Source organism: Mesorhizobium sp. 1B3 (assembly GCF_050958605.1).
GTDB lineage: Bacteria > Pseudomonadota > Alphaproteobacteria > Rhizobiales > Rhizobiaceae.
This window is the reverse complement of sequence record NZ_JBJHDO010000013.1, coordinates 78,883-94,395: the sequence shown is the minus strand read 5'-3', so window position 1 is coordinate 94,395 and position 15,513 is coordinate 78,883. Positions and strand designations below refer to the sequence as shown.

The 15,513-nt window shown below is 65.7% G+C and carries 10 protein-coding genes; 7 read left to right on the top strand and 3 right to left on the bottom strand.

The window, feature by feature from the left end; genetic code table 11:
* Positions 1–102: 102 nt before the first annotated feature.
* From ACCO56_RS27370 to ACCO56_RS27355, 4 genes are all read left to right on the top strand, one after another.
* Entirely contained in the window at positions 103–522 is a 420-nt protein-coding gene (locus ACCO56_RS27370) for an acyl-CoA thioesterase (protein WP_433644081.1), read from the top strand.
* Between the two features lie 239 nt (positions 523–761).
* A complete protein-coding gene (locus ACCO56_RS27365) occupies positions 762–1,538 on the top strand; it encodes a Bax inhibitor-1/YccA family protein (RefSeq protein WP_433644080.1) in 777 nt (258 codons plus the stop codon).
* Between the two features lie 209 nt (positions 1,539–1,747).
* Positions 1,748–6,550: an NAD-glutamate dehydrogenase gene (locus ACCO56_RS27360; protein WP_433644079.1), complete on the top strand. Its 4,803-nt coding sequence runs from the start codon at positions 1,748–1,750 to the stop codon at positions 6,548–6,550.
* Between the two features lie 286 nt (positions 6,551–6,836).
* Positions 6,837–8,210, top strand: coding sequence for an MFS transporter (locus tag ACCO56_RS27355; RefSeq protein ID WP_433644078.1), 1,374 nt, complete (start codon positions 6,837–6,839; stop codon positions 8,208–8,210).
* A gap of 282 nt (positions 8,211–8,492) precedes the next feature.
* Here ACCO56_RS27355 and ACCO56_RS27350 read toward each other — a convergent pair whose 3' ends face one another.
* Entirely contained in the window at positions 8,493–8,696 is a 204-nt protein-coding gene (locus ACCO56_RS27350) for a DUF1674 domain-containing protein (RefSeq protein WP_433644164.1), read from the bottom strand.
* A 133-nt stretch (positions 8,697–8,829) separates the two neighbouring features.
* On the opposite strand from ACCO56_RS27350, the gene htpX reads away from it, so the two are divergent.
* From htpX to ACCO56_RS27335, 3 genes are all read left to right on the top strand, one after another.
* Positions 8,830–9,894, top strand: a complete 1,065-nt coding sequence (gene htpX / locus ACCO56_RS27345; RefSeq protein WP_433644077.1) for a zinc metalloprotease HtpX — start codon at positions 8,830–8,832, stop codon at positions 9,892–9,894.
* The gene (locus ACCO56_RS27340; RefSeq protein ID WP_433644163.1) at positions 9,891–11,267 is read left to right on the top strand and encodes an RsmB/NOP family class I SAM-dependent RNA methyltransferase; all 1,377 of its coding nucleotides are present in this window, start codon (positions 9,891–9,893) and stop codon (positions 11,265–11,267) included. The genes htpX and ACCO56_RS27340 overlap by 4 nt, the downstream gene beginning before the upstream one ends.
* A gap of 231 nt (positions 11,268–11,498) precedes the next feature.
* Positions 11,499–13,286, top strand: coding sequence for a heparinase II/III family protein (locus ACCO56_RS27335; protein ID WP_433644076.1), 1,788 nt, complete (start codon positions 11,499–11,501; stop codon positions 13,284–13,286).
* A gap of 262 nt (positions 13,287–13,548) precedes the next feature.
* Here ACCO56_RS27335 and ACCO56_RS27330 read toward each other — a convergent pair whose 3' ends face one another.
* The gene (locus ACCO56_RS27330) at positions 13,549–14,238 is read right to left on the bottom strand and encodes a DUF1013 domain-containing protein (protein ID WP_433644075.1); all 690 of its coding nucleotides are present in this window, start codon (positions 14,236–14,238) and stop codon (positions 13,549–13,551) included.
* A 172-nt stretch (positions 14,239–14,410) separates the two neighbouring features.
* Positions 14,411–15,421, bottom strand: coding sequence for an NAD(P)H-quinone oxidoreductase (locus ACCO56_RS27325; RefSeq protein WP_433644074.1), 1,011 nt, complete (start codon positions 15,419–15,421; stop codon positions 14,411–14,413).
* Between the last annotated feature and the right edge of the window lie 92 nt (positions 15,422–15,513).

Here is a 15,513-nt window from a genome sequence, read left to right as displayed (position 1 = left end):
CCGGATGCGAAGGGCGAGAACTGTCCGTCGACCGAAATCCCGTCATGACAAGACGAACGGTCTTCGCTACTCCAGCCGGCACGAGCCAGGAGAGGAGATCCCATGACATCACCGCTCACCACCTTCGTTGGCGTCGTCCATCCCTGGATGTGCGACGTGATGGGCCATATGAACGTGCGCTACTACGCCAGCATCTTCGACGATGCGAACTTCCAGCTCGTAGGCCACCTAGCCGGGCTGGAAGGCGCCGAAGACAAGACCAAGGGGTGGGTCGATGTCCGCTCGGAGACCGAATACAAGCACGAGGTGAAAGCAGGCGCCCTCGTCACCGTCCGCTCCCATATTGTAAAGGTGGGGCGCAGCTCGATCACCCTCGAGCAGATCATGTCCGGGAGCCTCGACGGCGCGGTCCATGCGATCAATCGGGCTGTGACGGTGCGGTTCGATCTCGTCGCTCGAACGTCCATCGAACTCGACGCGGCCACGCGCGGGCGTGCCGAGGCGCTGTTGCTGGCAGGTTGAGCGCGCGACCACTGACCGCCGAGACCACCCGCGCAGCCATCACCACCCGGCCGCCATACCCTCTGGACGTATGAAAAATGTAGGTTATTGTGCGGTAACGGTCGTTTGCGCTTCGTAACGGGCCTTGTTCTCGCCCGAAAGAAGCATCATATTTCGCGCAGGCATGCTGGAGTCCCGCCAGCGGCGCCTGGGCGCCGACAAGCCCGACACCCGACGGGACAGTAGCAACAGAGGAAAACATGGCTGACCTTCGTAACTACCAGACCCGCGTCGCGGCCGGCAGCCGCGTCGACGCGTCTATCGACGAAGGCCTGCGCGCCTACATGCTCAAGGTTTACAACCTTATGGCGCTTGGCCTCGTCATCACCGGCGTCGCCGCGTTCGGCACGATCATGCTGGCCACCACCAATGATCCCGCCACGGCCGTCGCCACGCTCGGCAACGGCAAGATGCTGACCGCATTCGGCGCCACCATCTACGGGTCGCCGCTGCGTTGGGTCGTCATGCTTGCCCCGCTCGCCGTCGTGTTCTTCCTGTCCTTCAGGGTCCACACGATGAGTGTTTCCGCCGCCCAGACCACCTTCTGGGTCTACGCCGCCCTCGTCGGTCTCTCGCTGTCGTCGATCTTCCTGGTCTTCACCAGCCAGAGCATCGTGCAGACCTTCTTCGTGACCGCCGCCGCCTTCGGCGCGCTGTCGCTCTACGGCTACACGACGCGTCGCGACCTGACGGCCATGGGCTCGTTCCTGATCATGGGCGTGTTCGGCATCATCATCGCGATGCTGGTGAACCTCTTCCTGCAGTCGTCGGCTCTGCAGTTCGCTATCTCGGCGATCGGCGTGCTGGTCTTCTCGGGCCTCACCGCCTACGACACGCAGAAGATCAAGGAGATGTATTTCGAGGGCGACGATGTGCTGGTCGCCGGGCGCAAGGCCATCATGGGCGCGCTGACCCTCTACCTCGACTTCATCAACCTGTTCACCTTCCTGCTGCAGTTCCTGGGCAACCGCGAATAACGGTCGGAAGACAGCTAATCGATTAGACGGAAAGGGCGGCCTTCGTGCCGCCCTTTTCTTTTCCGACGACAGGCGCCATCGTCATCTTCCGTTCACCGCTTGGCTACATTTTCGCGTGAAAGGGAGGGATGAAGGCGGTCGTCAAAAGGTGGCCGTCTGATACGATAGCCTGATGCGTCGAGCCCGCAGGGTAGACGCTGGAAACACGCATGCGGCGAGAGGGAAACGCCATGGTCGTCAGCCAGAAAGTGAAGAGCGCGTCGAAATCGGCGCCCGCCGGCGAGAAGCGCAGCGGCGCGGCGAGGCTGGCCGCCTTCCTTCTCGACCGGGCCGCGGCCGAGGACGTCGCCGCCTATGAGTCCGCGGAGTTGGAGAAAGCCGCCGCACTCGCCTGGGACGCGGTCTCCAAACACCGCAAGGGCTCGAGCGTCGTTGCCATCGACAATGGCAGGCAAGTGCGGCGGGAAGGCCGCCCGATGACGGTGATCACCGTCGTCAACGACAACATGCCCTTCCTGTTCGATTCGCTGCTCGGCGAGATCACCGACAGCGCCGGCGAGCCGGCATTCGTCGTGCATCCGGTACTTCTCGTGAAGCACGGCCGCGAGGGGGTGAGCGAGATCCTCGACGAAGCGGGCCACGTCAAGGCCGATGCCGGCGCCGATCGTATCAGCGTCGTCCATGTCCATGTCGGCCAGCTTTCCGACCAGCAGGCGGCCGGTCTTAGCGCCCGCCTCGACAAGATCCTGGGCCAGGTGCGCGCCGCCTTCACCGACTGGAAACCCATGCTCGCCCGGCTCGACCATGCCATCTCGGAGTTCCGCTACGGTTCCGTGCCCCTCGACAAGGACGACGTGGCCGAAGCGATCGCCTTTCTCGAATGGCTGCGCGACGACAATTTCACCTTCCTCGGCATGCGCGAATTCAAATATTCCGGCGGAGAAAAGAGCGGCATGCTCGAGCGCGCCGACAGCCCGGGTCTCGGCATTCTGGCCGACCCCGACGTGCTGGTGCTGCGGCGCGGCGGCGAGGCGGTGACGACGACGCCGGAAATCCGGGCATTCCTGCATGGACCCGACCCGCTGATCATCACCAAGGCGAACGCCAAGTCGGTGGTCCATCGCCGCGCCTATCTCGATTATGTCGGCGTCAAGACCTACGACAAGAAGGGCAAGCTGTCGGGCGAGTTGCGAATCGTCGGCCTGTTCACCTCGACCGCCTATACCCGCTCGGTCATGAAGATCCCCTACCTGCGTTCCAAGGCGCAGGCGATCATCGCCAAATCGGGCTTCGATCCCAACGACCATTCCGGCAAGGCGTTGACGAACGTGCTGGAATCCTATCCGCGCGACGAGTTCTTTCAGGTTCCCGTACCGAAATTGCGCAAGCACGCCATGGCGATCCTGGCGCTGGGAGAGCGGCCGCGCGTCAGGGCGCTGGTGCGTGTCGACCAGTTCGACCGTTTTGTCTCCGTGCTCGTCTTCGTGCCGCGCGACCGCTACGATTCGATCGTGCGGGAGAAGATCGCGGCCTTCCTGAAGGAGCGTTTCGACGGGCGCCTGTCCGCCTTCTACCCGGCCTTCCCCGAAGGGACACTCGCGCGCATACACTTCATCATCGGGCGATCGCGCGGACGCACGCCGCGGGTTGAGCAAGCCGAGCTCGAGGCCGGCATCCGCGACATCGTGCGGACCTGGGAGGATGCGCTGCGCGAAGCCGCCGCCGACAGCGGCGTCGAGGGCGGGCTGACCGATATCGCCAGGCGTTTCCCGGACAGCTATCGTAACTCCTTCTCGCCGGCCGTGGCGCTTGCCGACGCCGGACGGATCGCCGAGCTCAGCGCGGAAAGCCCCATTGCGATAGACTTCTATCGCAACGGCAGGACGCCGGAGCAGGCAGCGCTGAAGATCTATCATTTCGGTGCGCCTGTCGCGCTGTCCCGGCGCGTGCCCATGCTGGAGAACGCCGGTTTCCGTGTGATCAGCGAACGCACCTTCGAGGTGGGCGAGACCGATCGCGACACGGTCTTCGTGCACGACATGGAGTTGGAGAACGCCTTTGGCGGCCCGATCGACCTCGCGGACGACGGCGAGCTGTTCGAAGACCTCTTCCTCTCGGTCTGGCGGGGCATTGCCGACAATGACGGCTACAATGCGCTTGCCCAGACCGCCGGCCTGCGCTCTGCGGAGATCACGGTGCTGCGCGCCTATGGCCGCTATCTGCAGCAGGCAGGCATCCCGCAAAGCCAGGATTTCATCGCCGCCGCGCTCAACCGCTACCCGGCCATCGCGCGCGGCCTCTATCAGCTCTTCGTGACCCGCTTCGACCCTGAGGCGGCGAACGGAGAGGTGACGGCCCGGCATCTCGTCGCCAAGGTCAAGGACGAGCTCGATGCCGTGCCCAGCATCGACGACGACACCATCTTGCGTCGCTATCTCAACCTGATCGAAGCCTCGCTGCGCACCAACTATTTTGCCCCCGGCACGAGCGGCGAGAGCGTATCGCTGGCGATCAAGTTCGATCCCCATGCGATCTCCGGCCTGCCCGAGCCGCGGCCGTGGCGCGAGATCTTCGTCTACGGCCCCGAGGTGGAAGGCGTGCATCTGCGTTTTGGTCCTGTGGCGCGTGGCGGCCTGCGCTGGTCCGACCGGGCCCAGGACTACCGCACGGAAGTGCTCGGCCTGGTCAAGGCGCAGCAGGTCAAGAATGCCGTCATCGTCCCCGTCGGCGCCAAGGGTGGCTTCTTTCCAAAGCAACTGCCCGCGGGCGGCACCCGCGACGCCGTCTTCGAAGCCGGCAAGCGGGCCTATGTGAACTTCGTGTCGAGCCTGCTTTCGATCACCGACAATCTCGAGGCCGACATGGTCGTTCCGCCGGCGGGCGTACGCCGCCACGACAATGACGATCCGTATTTCGTCGTGGCCGCAGACAAGGGCACGGCGACCTTTTCCGACACGGCCAACGCGATCAGCGAGCGTCACGGCTTCTGGCTCGACGACGCCTTTGCCAGCGGCGGCTCTGCCGGTTACGACCACAAGAAGATGGGCATCACCGCGCGCGGCGCCTGGGAAGCGGTCAAGCGCCATTTCCGCGAGATGAACCGTGACATCCAGGCCACGCCCTTCACGGTGGTCGGCGTCGGCGACATGTCCGGCGACGTGTTCGGCAACGGCATGCTGCTCTCCGAGCAGACCCGGCTGATCGCCGCCTTCGATCATCGCGACATCTTCATCGATCCGGATCCGGATGCGGCGGTCTCGTTCGCCGAGCGCAAGCGTCTCTTCGAACTGCCCCGCTCGAGCTGGCAGGACTATGACAAGTCCAAGCTCTCGGCCGGGGGCATCGTCGTGTCGCGCTCGCAGAAATCGGTCACGCTGTCCGCGACCGCGGCGGCAGCCATCGGCCTCGACAAGACGACGGCGACACCCGTCGAGATCGTGCGCGCCATTCTCAAGGCGCCGGTGGACCTGCTCTGGTTCGGCGGCATCGGCACCTATGTCCGGGCCTCCTCGGAAACGAATGTCGAGGTGGGCGACCGCGCCAATGACGCAATCCGCGTCACGGCCGCCGAGGTCGGCGCCAAGGTCATCGGCGAGGGCGCCAATCTCGGGGTCACCCAGCGTGCGCGCATCGAATTCGGATTGAGGGGCGGAGCCTGCAACTCCGATGCCATCGACAATTCGGGCGGCGTCAATTCCTCCGACGTCGAGGTCAACATCAAGATCGCGCTGGCCTCGGCAATGCGCCGGGGGGCGCTTACCCGTCCGGCCCGCAACAAGCTGCTGGCCGAGATGACCGGCGAGGTCGCCGGACTGGTGCTCGACAACAATTATCAGCAGACGCTCGCCATCTCGCTCGTGCAAAAGCGGGGGCTTGCCGAGCTTCCCCACCAGGCGCGCTTCATGACGGCGCTGGAAACGCGTGGCCTGCTCGACCGTGCCGTGGAGCATCTCCCCTCGTCGGCCGCCCTCGCCGAGCGCGAGACCCGCGGCGAACCGCTCACCCGGGCCGAGATCGGCGTGCTCCTGGCTTATGCCAAGATCGTGCTGTTCTCCGACATTGCCGAAAGCAGCCTGCCCGACGATCCGCATTTCGAACGGGATCTGCTCGGCTACTTCCCGGATCGCATGGCCGGGAAATTCGCCGACGACATCCGTGGCCACAGGCTGCGCCGGGAAATCATCGCGCGCGTCGTGGTCAACGACCTCGTCAACCGCGGAGGCCCGACCTTCGTCAACCGGCTCCAGGATCTGACGGGGCGCGGGCCAGCCGAGGTGGTGCGGGCCTTCGCGATCGTGCGCGACGGCTTCGGCCTCGCCGGCGTCTATCGCGACATCGACGCACTCGACAACAAGGTCGACGGCCAGGCTCAGCTCGCCTTCTACGAGACGGCCGGCAAGCTGACCTGGGGAGCGACGGCATGGCTCCTGAAGAACGACCATGGCGACGCCTTGCTTGACGAACGCATCGCGGAGCTTCGTGACGCACGCAAGCTGCTCGAACCGGCGATCGGTGACCTCCTGCCCGCTTTCATGCGCGAGAGGCTCGAGGAGCGTCGGCAGGATTTCGCCAAGGCCGGAGCACCGCAACGCCTTGCCGAGCAACTCGCCGCGCTCACCGTCGCCGAGCTTCTCCCCGACATCGTCCAGGTGTCGCGCTCGAGCGGCGCCGACCTCACCGTGTCGGCCAAGGCATTCTTCGCGGCGAGCGATGCCTTGCGCATCGTCCGCATCGAGGATGCAGCCCGCGGTCTCCAGCCCTCCGATTATTATGACGGGCTGGCGCTGGCGCGCGCCCAGGATACGATCGACGCGGCAAGGCGAGGCATCGCCGTGTCGGCGCTCTCAGCCTACCGCGAAGCCGCCGACCCGGTGGCGGCATGGCTCGACGCCGGCGGCCAGCGGGTCGCGCGTACGCGAGAAAGGCTGCAGGCGCTGACGGAAGGGGGCGATCTGACTGTATCGAGGCTGTCGGTGGCGTCAGGCCTGATGAGCGACTTGATCACTGTGTAATACCAACGGCATTGACCATTGACCGGTCGCAAGTTGCCCCTCACTGTCCTGCCGGACATCTCTCCCCGCAAGCGGGGCGAGAGACGACGGCCGCATGGGTTTCGCTAGTCGCCAGCGGTAGGCGACTTGGCGAAAGCGGAGACGACATCGGTCTTCTCCTCGCTGGCGGGGAGAAGGTGCCGGCAGGCGGATGAGGGGCTGGCGTTCGAGCCCGTGCTGCAGGCGCGTGTCCGATAGACGGACCAGACGGATGGAGCAGGGCATGCTCCGGGAAGCGGGAGAGGGAATGCCGTCACAAGGGATTTTGACGCCACGGCGCGGCGTCTGGGGATGGATGCTGTTCGATTGGGCGGCCCAGCCCTTCTTTACAGTCGTCACCACCTTCATCTTCGGCCCCTATGTCGTCTCGCGCATGGCGAGCGATCACGCGGCGGGACAGGCCGCCTGGGCTTACGGCATAGCCGCGGCCGGCTTCGTCATCGGCATCCTGTCCCCGGTGCTGGGTTCGATCGCCGACCAGACGGGGCCGCGCAAGCCGTGGATCGCATTCTTTGCCGCCATCAAGATCGTCGCGCTGGCCTTGCTATGGTACGCGGAACCGGGATCGAGCCTCGTCGCGGTCATCGTCGTCTTCTCGCTCGCCTCGATCGCGGCGGAATTCTCCATCGTTTTCAACGATTCCATGATGCCGCGCCTCGTCACGAGGGACGAGATCGGCAAGGTCTCCAACATCGCCTGGGGCCTCGGCTATCTCGGCGGCATGATCTTCCTGATCTTCGTCATCGTGCTGTTGTCGGCCTCGCCGGAGACCGGCAAGACCATGTTGGGCGTCCCTCCCCTGTTCGGCCTCGATCCGGCGAAAGGCGAGGATGCGCGCATCACCGGCCCGCTCGCCGCGCTGTGGTACCTCGTTTTCATCCTGCCGATGTTCCTGTTCACCCCTGACAGCGGCAAGGGCTTGCCGGCCGGCCGGGCGGTACGCCTCGGCCTGGCCGAACTCACGGCGACGCTGCGGGAAGCCAGAAGGCGCGGCGGTATCTTTCGTTTCCTGATCGCCCGGATGATCTACCAGGACGGGGTCAACGCGCTGCTCGCGCTCGGCGGCACCTTCGCGGCCGCCATGTTCGGCTGGTCGATCATGGAACTCGGCCTCTATGGCATCATCCTCAACGTCGTCGCCATAGCCGGCTGCCTGGCAGCGAGCCGCATCGACACGGTCCTCGGCTCCAAGGCCGTGGTCGTCATGTCGCTGGTGCTGCTGTCGGTCGCCACCATCGGCATCATCTCGACCGGCCCCGGCTATACGTTGTTCGGCCTGCTGTCCCTGCCCGGCGCGGACACGGGCGGCCCGTTCGGCACGCCGGCGGAAAAAGCCTATATCGTCTTCGGCCTCTTGATCGGCATCGCCTTCGGCCCCGTGCAAGCCTCGTCACGCTCGTATCTGGCACGCAGCGTAGCGGCCGACGAGGCCGGCCGCTACTTCGGCCTCTACGCTCTGGCCGGCCGCGCCACGAGCTTCCTGGCGCCGTTCCTGGTGGCGACGGTCACGGCAACCAGCGGTTCGGCCCGTCTGGGTATGGCCGTGATCATCCTGTTCCTGCTCGCCGGCCTGCTGATGCTCGCCGGCACGCCCTACCCGGCAGCGAAGGTCGAGGAGTGAGATCGTCCTACGATTGCGCGTTGCGGGACGGGAGATTGGAACGTGGGGCGGCCGGCCGAGAGGTCACGGCATGGATCCACGGATCACCTTCGGCTTCGCTTCGCTTGCCTCCGGGTCCGTGGATGACGAAGCTTCTATGTCGATGCCAATCGCAAACGTTGGCGATCGTAGTATGCGCCTAACGCGGTCGTCATCCTCGGACCCGAGCGAAGCGAGGTGATCCGAGGATCCATTCCGTGACCTCTCGGCCGACTGCCCAACATCCCAGGACCAACCGACCCATCAAAAATCGCTAGTCATGCCCTTGACCTCCCAGTCGCCGTAGCGGCCGGGCTCGCGGCCGCCGCGACCGCCGATCTCCTTGGGCATTTCGGCTTCCTTCCTCAGATATTCGGCACGACGCGCCTGGGCTTCGGCGAGCGCGCGAGCGGCGGCCGGCGAGAGCTTCCGCTGCTCCGTCGCGATTTCCTGCGGCGCGGGTTCCATCTTGTCCGATCCTTCCTCGATCATCGTTCCAACCCTTGCAAAGCATTGAAAGAAGGCTTTTGCCGTCCCATCATATCATCATATAGACAGGCCCGGTCGTAGGATCGACCCTTTCGAGGAGCACGGAACCAAGATGAACATCATGCGCACGGCCATGCTGCTGGCCCTGATGACCGCGCTCTTCATGGGCGTCGGCTATCTCATCGGCGGCTCCGGCGGCATGACCATTGCCTTCTTCATCGCCGCTGCGATGAACCTGTTCAGCTACTGGAACGCCGACAAGATGGTGCTGCGCATGCACCATGCCGTCGAGGTGGACGAGCGCACCGCGCCCGAATATTACGGCATCGTGCGCGAGCTCGTCCAACGCGCCGGCCTGCCCATGCCGAAAGTCTACCTGATCGACAACCCGCAGCCCAATGCCTTCGCGACGGGGCGCAACCCTCAAAATGCCGCGGTCGCAGCGACGACGGGCCTCCTCGACAGGCTCTCCTACGAAGAAGTGGCCGGCGTCATGGCGCACGAGCTCGCCCATGTCGAGCATCGCGATACACTGACCATGACGATCACCGCCACGCTTGCCGGGGCGATTTCCATGCTCGGCAATTTCGCCTTCTTCTTCGGCGGCAACCGCGACAACAACAATCCGCTCGGCTTCGTCGGCGTGCTCGTCGCGATGATCGTCGCACCGCTGGCCGCCGGTCTCGTGCAGATGGCGATCAGCCGCACACGCGAATACGCGGCCGACCGACGCGGCGCGGAGATCTGCGACCACCCGCTCTGGCTGGCCTCCGCCCTCGACAAGATCGCGCGCAATGTCCAGCGCATCCACAATCCCGACGCCGAGCGCAATCCCGCGAGCGCCCACCTCTTCATCATCAATCCGCTGTCGGGCGAGAGGATGGACAATCTGTTCTCGACCCATCCGGCGACGGAGAACCGCATCGCCGCATTGGTCGAGCTGGAACGTGAACTGTCGAGCCGGGTTCCGGACCGGACCGCGCCCGACGCCTCGCCCCGTTCCGCCGCGCCGGAGGCGCAGGTGCGTCCGACGAAGCCGCGCGCGACGGGGCCTCGACCCCCGGCGAATTCCGGACCTTGGGGCGAAGCTGAAAAACCTGCCGAGCCCCATAAGAGCGGCCCTTGGGGACGCAATCCGACCGGCCCCAAGGGCGGGCGGAAGGGCCCGTGGTCGTGACCGTCGCGGCCAGGAAGCCAAAGCCGGACAGGAAAGGCGGAACCACGGACGACACAGTACCCGGACTTGCAGCGCGCAAGGCGGCGGCGAAGCTGTTGGCGGCTGTCATCGATGCCCATACCCCACTCGACGGCCTCACCGACCACGAGCATGGCCATCCGCAGTATCGGGCACTCGACATGCGTGATCGGGCGCTGGTCCGCGCCATATTGGTGACGGCATTGCGCTTCCGCGGCACGATCGAACGACTTATCGCCCGCAGGCTGGAGCGGCCGCTGCCGGCCAACGCCCATGCGCTCGCCCATGTGCTCCACGTGGCCGCGGCGCAGATTTTGTTCCTGGACGTCCCCGACAGTGCCGCGGTCGATCTCGCCGTCACCCACGCCAAGTCCGATCCGCGTACGGCACGTTTCTCCGGCCTGGTCAACGGCGTGCTGCGGGCGCTCGTCCGGGTCAAGGACAGAGCCTTGCCCGCCGAGCTCGCCAGAAACGACGACGCGCCGCAATGGTTCGCGGAGCGCCTGGCCGACGCCTATGGGCCGGACCGCGCGAAGGCCATTCTCGCCTCCCACAGGATCGAGGCGCCCACCGATTTCACCGTCAAGTCCGACCCGCGGGGCTGGGCCGAAAAATTCGGCGGTATCGTTCTGCCCACCGGCACTGTCCGTGTCGAGCGGCTGCCGGCGCAAGTTTCGGATCTGCCCTGCTTCCGCGAAGGCGAATGGTGGGTGCAGGACGCTGCCGCCGCCCTGCCGGCGCGCCTGCTCGGCGAGGTCAGCGGGCTCGATGTCGCCGACCTCTGCGCCGCTCCGGGCGGCAAGACGGCGCAACTCGCGCTCGCCGGGGCACGCGTCACGGCGGTTGACGCGTCGAAGAGCCGTCTCAAGCGCCTCGCCGCCAATTTCGAGCGGCTGAAGCTCTCGGCCGAGATCGTCGAAGCCGATATCGGCACGGCAACGCCGCCGAGGCTGTTCGATGCTGTGCTGCTCGATGCGCCTTGCTCGTCCACCGGAACGGTGCGGCGCCATCCCGACGTGCCCTGGACGAAGTCTCCTGACGATATCGAGAAGCTCGCGGGGCTTCAGCGGCGTCTTCTTGCCCGCGCGGTGGGATGGGTGAAGCCCGGCGGGTTGATCGTCTTCTCCAACTGCTCGCTCGATCCACTGGAGGGCGAAACCTTGGTCGCCGCCTTTCTGGAAGAGGAGCACGAGGTCATGGCCGAACCGATCCAGCCGGGGGAAACCGCCGGTGCCGATCCGTTCCTGACGCCGCAAGGCACATTGCGCACGACGCCAGCCGACATGGTTCTCGATTCGCCGGAGGTTTCGGGCATGGATGGCTTCTTCGCCGCCCGCATGCGTCGGCAGGGTTAACCGGCATAGAACCCGCGCTTGCCTGGTGGTAAAGGAATTTTCACCCTCGCAGTAAACCATTAATCAACTACACTGGCGGCATGGCGAATCTGGAACTCGCTGCTATCGGCAGCGCAACGCGCGGGTTCCGGACCGTCGGAAATCAACAATGCCGCACCGGTGCGGTGTGGTTCCGGGTCTGAAGTCCTGAACGCGGATGCCTTGGAAACAGCAGGGACTTTCTCATCCATCATGAGCGACATGCAGCCGGGGGACATCATCCGGAACAACCCGCTGTCCGGCGGGGCTGGCCTCAGGAGGCAGTTCTTGGCGAGTGCCGGCGACGTACCGCGCCTGTGGGGACTGGTCGCCCGCGAATTGTGGCGTCGCACCCGCCGGCGCCTGCGCTCCGGCCCGGTCTATCGCTGGCGATACACAGGCCGCACGCCTGATCGCGTGCTGATCGCGCCACCGGATCTCAGGCTGGCCGATCCGCAGATCGCGACCGAAATCTATTACGGCCGCTTTCCACTGGCTGGCCATCTCGTCGAGACTGGCGGCGCATCACCTTTCCAGCTCGACGTTGCCAATCGCGCGTGGCGCAAATCGCTGCACGGCTTTCGCTGGCTGCGGCACATGCGTGCAGCCGGCACGGAGCTCGCCTCGGCCAATGCTCGCGCGCTGGTCTCGGACTGGATCGCAATCCATGGCGGGCGCATTACCCGTCCTGCCTGGAAGCCGGCCACGACCGCGCGACGTATCATCTCCTGGCTCCAGCACTCCTCCGTGGTGTTGCAAGGGGCGGAATTCTCCTTTTATCGGGCTTTCCTGAAGTCCCTTGCCATCCAGATCCGTTACCTTCGCTCCATGGCTCCGGAGATGGCGCCCGGCGCGGAGCGGCTCAGGGCGCGGATCGCGCTCGCCTTCGCTGCGCTGTCGCTGCCCATGCCGGCCTCGACGCTCAGGAACGCCACCCGCAATCTGGCCCATGAGATAGAACTTCAGATCCTTCCGGATGGCGGTCATGTTTCCCGCAATCCGGCGGCCGTGCTGGAGCTGCTGGCCGACCTCCTGCCGCTGCGCCAGACCTACGCCAACCAGGCGGAGACGCCCCCGCCTGCCTTGATCGCGGCGGTCGAGCGCATGCTGCCCGCCTTGCGTTTCTTCCGCCATCAGGACGGAAGCCTGGCCCGGTTCAATGGCATGGGCATCACCATCCATGACCGCATCGCCGCGATCCTGCGCCACGACGATACGGGCGGCGCGCCACTTCTGCATGCCCCCCATTCCGGCTATGAGCGCCTGTCGATGGGCGGTACGACCGTGATCGCCGACACCGGCGCGCCGCCGTCCGTCGAATTGTCGGATGACGCGCATGCGGGATGCCTATCCTTCGAACTGTCTTCCAGCCGCCAGCTCTATGTCGTGAATTGCGGCGTCGACACTTTCGGAGCCGACGATTTCCGGCCGCTGGCGCGGGCTACCGCCGCCCATTCGACGGCCGTGCTCAACGACACCTCCTCGGCGCGTTTCAGCCATTCGGCTCGGGTCAACGGCCTGATCGGCCAGCCACTGGTGGACGGGCCGAAGACCGTGCGCTGCGAAAGGACGGACGCGGCGGGACAGCAAGGCTTCGTCGCCAGCCATGACGGTTATGTTGCCCGCTTCGGCCTCTATCACGAACGTGAGCTGACCTTGTCCAGGGACGGCGACATGCTCGACGGGGCCGACCGCTTCTTCGTCGCCCGCGGTGGCGTCGCCCCCGCCAATGGCCGCGATGCGGTGACCGTCCGCTTCCACCTTCATCCCGACGTCAGTCTCATGCGCGACGAAGAAGGTCGGCTGATCCTCATTGCTGCCGGCATGGACAGCTGGGCTTTCGCCGCGGCGGGCGTCCAGCCGACCATAGAGGAATCGATCTTCTTCGCCGGACTTTCCGGCCCGCGCCGGTCGCGCCAGATCGTGCTCTCCTTCAGGGCCTCGGAGCGGCCCGAGCTGCGCTGGCGCATGATGCGCCTGCGGGCGCTCGCGCGTGGCTAGTTTTCAGCCATGAGAGGCGGACCGACCGCGGAGGCAGATGGCCGAAGCCCCCCTCATCCGACCTCGCTTCGCGAGGCCACCTTCTCCCACAAGGCGAGAAGGGAAGACGGCCGCGACGCCGATGCCAATCGCCAGCGTTTGCAACTTTGCAGAAGCGCCGGTGCCAAGCTCCACCTTCTCCCCTTGTGGGAGAAGGTGGCCGCGCGAAGCGCGGTCGGATGAGGGGTCCTCACACGCTCCGTACTCCGCAGGAATTCCTGCCCTATTCCTCCTCGTCCTCCTGGACGCGGCCCTTGAGCGAGGAGAGCTTGGCGAAGACGGCGTTCGGATCGAGTTCCTTTTCCTCGTCCGGCTTCTCGGCTTCTGGCGACAGGCGCTCGGTGAGAGCCGCGGGCAGCAGCGTGTCGCCCACCGGCGCGGCGGGCTGCTTGCCGTGCGAGGCGCGCTGGACCTCGATATCGAGGTCGGTCTGCGAGCAGAGCCCCAGCGTCACCGGATCCATCGGCACCAGGTTGGCGGAGTTCCAGTGCCGACGCTCGCGGATCTGCTCGATGGTCGACTTGGTCGTGCCGACCAGGCGCGAGATCTGCGCGTCCTTCAGCTCCGGATGATTGCGCACCAGCCACAATATGGCGTTCGGACGGTCTTGTCGCTTCGACAGCGGCGTGTAGCGCGGGCCCTTGCGCTTGGTTTCCGGCACGCGGACCTTCGGCTCCGAGAGCTTCAGGCGATAGTTCTGGTCTTTCTCGCCCTTGGCGATCTCATCGCGGGTGAGCTGGCCGGTCATGATCGGGTCCATGCCCTTTATGCCCTGCGCCGACTCGCCGTCGGCGATCGCCTTCACCTCGAGCGGGTGCAGCGTGCAGAACTGGGCGATCTGGTCGAAGGACAGCGCGGTGTTGTCGACCAGCCAGACGGCGGTCGCCTTGGGCATCAGAAGCGTGTTGGCCATGGGTCAAATCCTCTCGTTCGCCCGCGTCCCTGGCGCGGGCGGTGGATGGAAACCACCAAAAATTGGGAAATCGCGCTTCATATAGCGGTTCGTCCGCCTCTTCGCAACGATTTCTCGACGAGGCGGAAGATCTATGGGGTGCAAAGATCTCTGCATGCGAGAACTGTCTCGTTCAGGCGACGTCCAGCACGATCTTGCCGATATGCTCGCCTTCTTCCATGCGTTCATGTGCTCGCCATGCCTCGCGGAAGGGAAAGATCATGTCCATGACCGGGGCGATGCGGCGGTCTGCCAGAAGCGGCCAGACCTGCGCCTCCAATGCCGCCGCCACCGCGCCCTTGAACTCGACCGTGCGCGGCCGAAGCGTCGAGCCCGTATGGATGAGACGCTTGACCATGAGCTTGGCGAAGTCGGCGCTCGCCACTGCCCCGGCCTGGGTCGCGATCTGCACGATGCGCCCGTCGACGGCGGCGGCGTCGTAATTGCGCGCGACATAGTCGCCGCCGACCATGTCGAGGATCAGGTCGGCGCCGCGCCCGCCCGTCGCCTCCTTGGTGACGGCCACGAAATCTTCCCGCCGGTAGTTGATGGCCCTGTCGGCGCCGAGGGAAAGACAGGCCGCGCATTTCTCGTCCGAGCCGGCGGTCGTCAGCACATAGGCGCCGAAGGCGGAGGCGAGCTGGATCGCGGTGGTGCCGATGCCGGACGAGCCGCCATGCACGAGGAAGCTCTCCCCCTTCTTCAGCGCGCCGCGCTCGAAGACGTTATGCCAGACGGTGAAGAAGGTCTCCGGCAGCGCCGCCGCTTCGGTGAAGGTGAAGCCGGCCGGCAGCGGCAGCGCGTTGCTCTCGTGGACCTTCGCATATTCGGCATAGCCCCCGCCGGGCGTCAGGGCGCAGACCGCGTCGCCGACACGCCAGCGCGAGACGCCCTCGCCGACCGCGGCGACCTCGCCGGAGACTTCGAGGCCCGGCAGGTCCGAAGCACCCGGCGGCGGCGGATAGGCGCCCTTGCGCTGCGCAACGTCCGGCCGATTCACGCCCGCAGCGCGCACCCGGATCAGGATCTCGCCCGGCGTGGGGATCGGAACGTCGCGCTTCTCCGGCTTCAGCATCCGGGGGCCGCCCGGCTCGGTGATGGCGATGGCGGTCATCCGGGTGGGAAGCTTCAACGTTTCGGTCATGATCGGCGTCTCGTCCTGTCGCCGGCAGAGCCGGCAATTGCATCATCGATCCCCGACTATGTATTCTCCCTGTTGGACAATCAAACCGGAGA

Bases quoted from the DNA above. Each gene is read 5' to 3' on its own strand.
- ACCO56_RS27325 (WP_433644074.1), bottom strand. From the start codon at position 15,421: ATGACCGAAACGTTGAAGCTTCCCACCCGGATGACCGCCATCGCCATC.
- ACCO56_RS27335 (WP_433644076.1), top strand. From the start codon at position 11,499: ATGAGCGACATGCAGCCGGGGGACATCATCCGGAACAACCCGCTGTCC.
- htpX (WP_433644077.1), top strand. From the start codon at position 8,830: ATGAACATCATGCGCACGGCCATGCTGCTGGCCCTGATGACCGCGCTC.
- ACCO56_RS27360 (WP_433644079.1), top strand. From the start codon at position 1,748: ATGCGGCGAGAGGGAAACGCCATGGTCGTCAGCCAGAAAGTGAAGAGC.
- ACCO56_RS27330 (WP_433644075.1), bottom strand. From the start codon at position 14,238: ATGGCCAACACGCTTCTGATGCCCAAGGCGACCGCCGTCTGGCTGGTC.
- ACCO56_RS27350 (WP_433644164.1), bottom strand. From the start codon at position 8,696: ATGGAACCCGCGCCGCAGGAAATCGCGACGGAGCAGCGGAAGCTCTCG.
- ACCO56_RS27355 (WP_433644078.1), top strand. From the start codon at position 6,837: ATGCCGTCACAAGGGATTTTGACGCCACGGCGCGGCGTCTGGGGATGG.
- ACCO56_RS27370 (WP_433644081.1), top strand. From the start codon at position 103: ATGACATCACCGCTCACCACCTTCGTTGGCGTCGTCCATCCCTGGATG.
- ACCO56_RS27365 (WP_433644080.1), top strand. From the start codon at position 762: ATGGCTGACCTTCGTAACTACCAGACCCGCGTCGCGGCCGGCAGCCGC.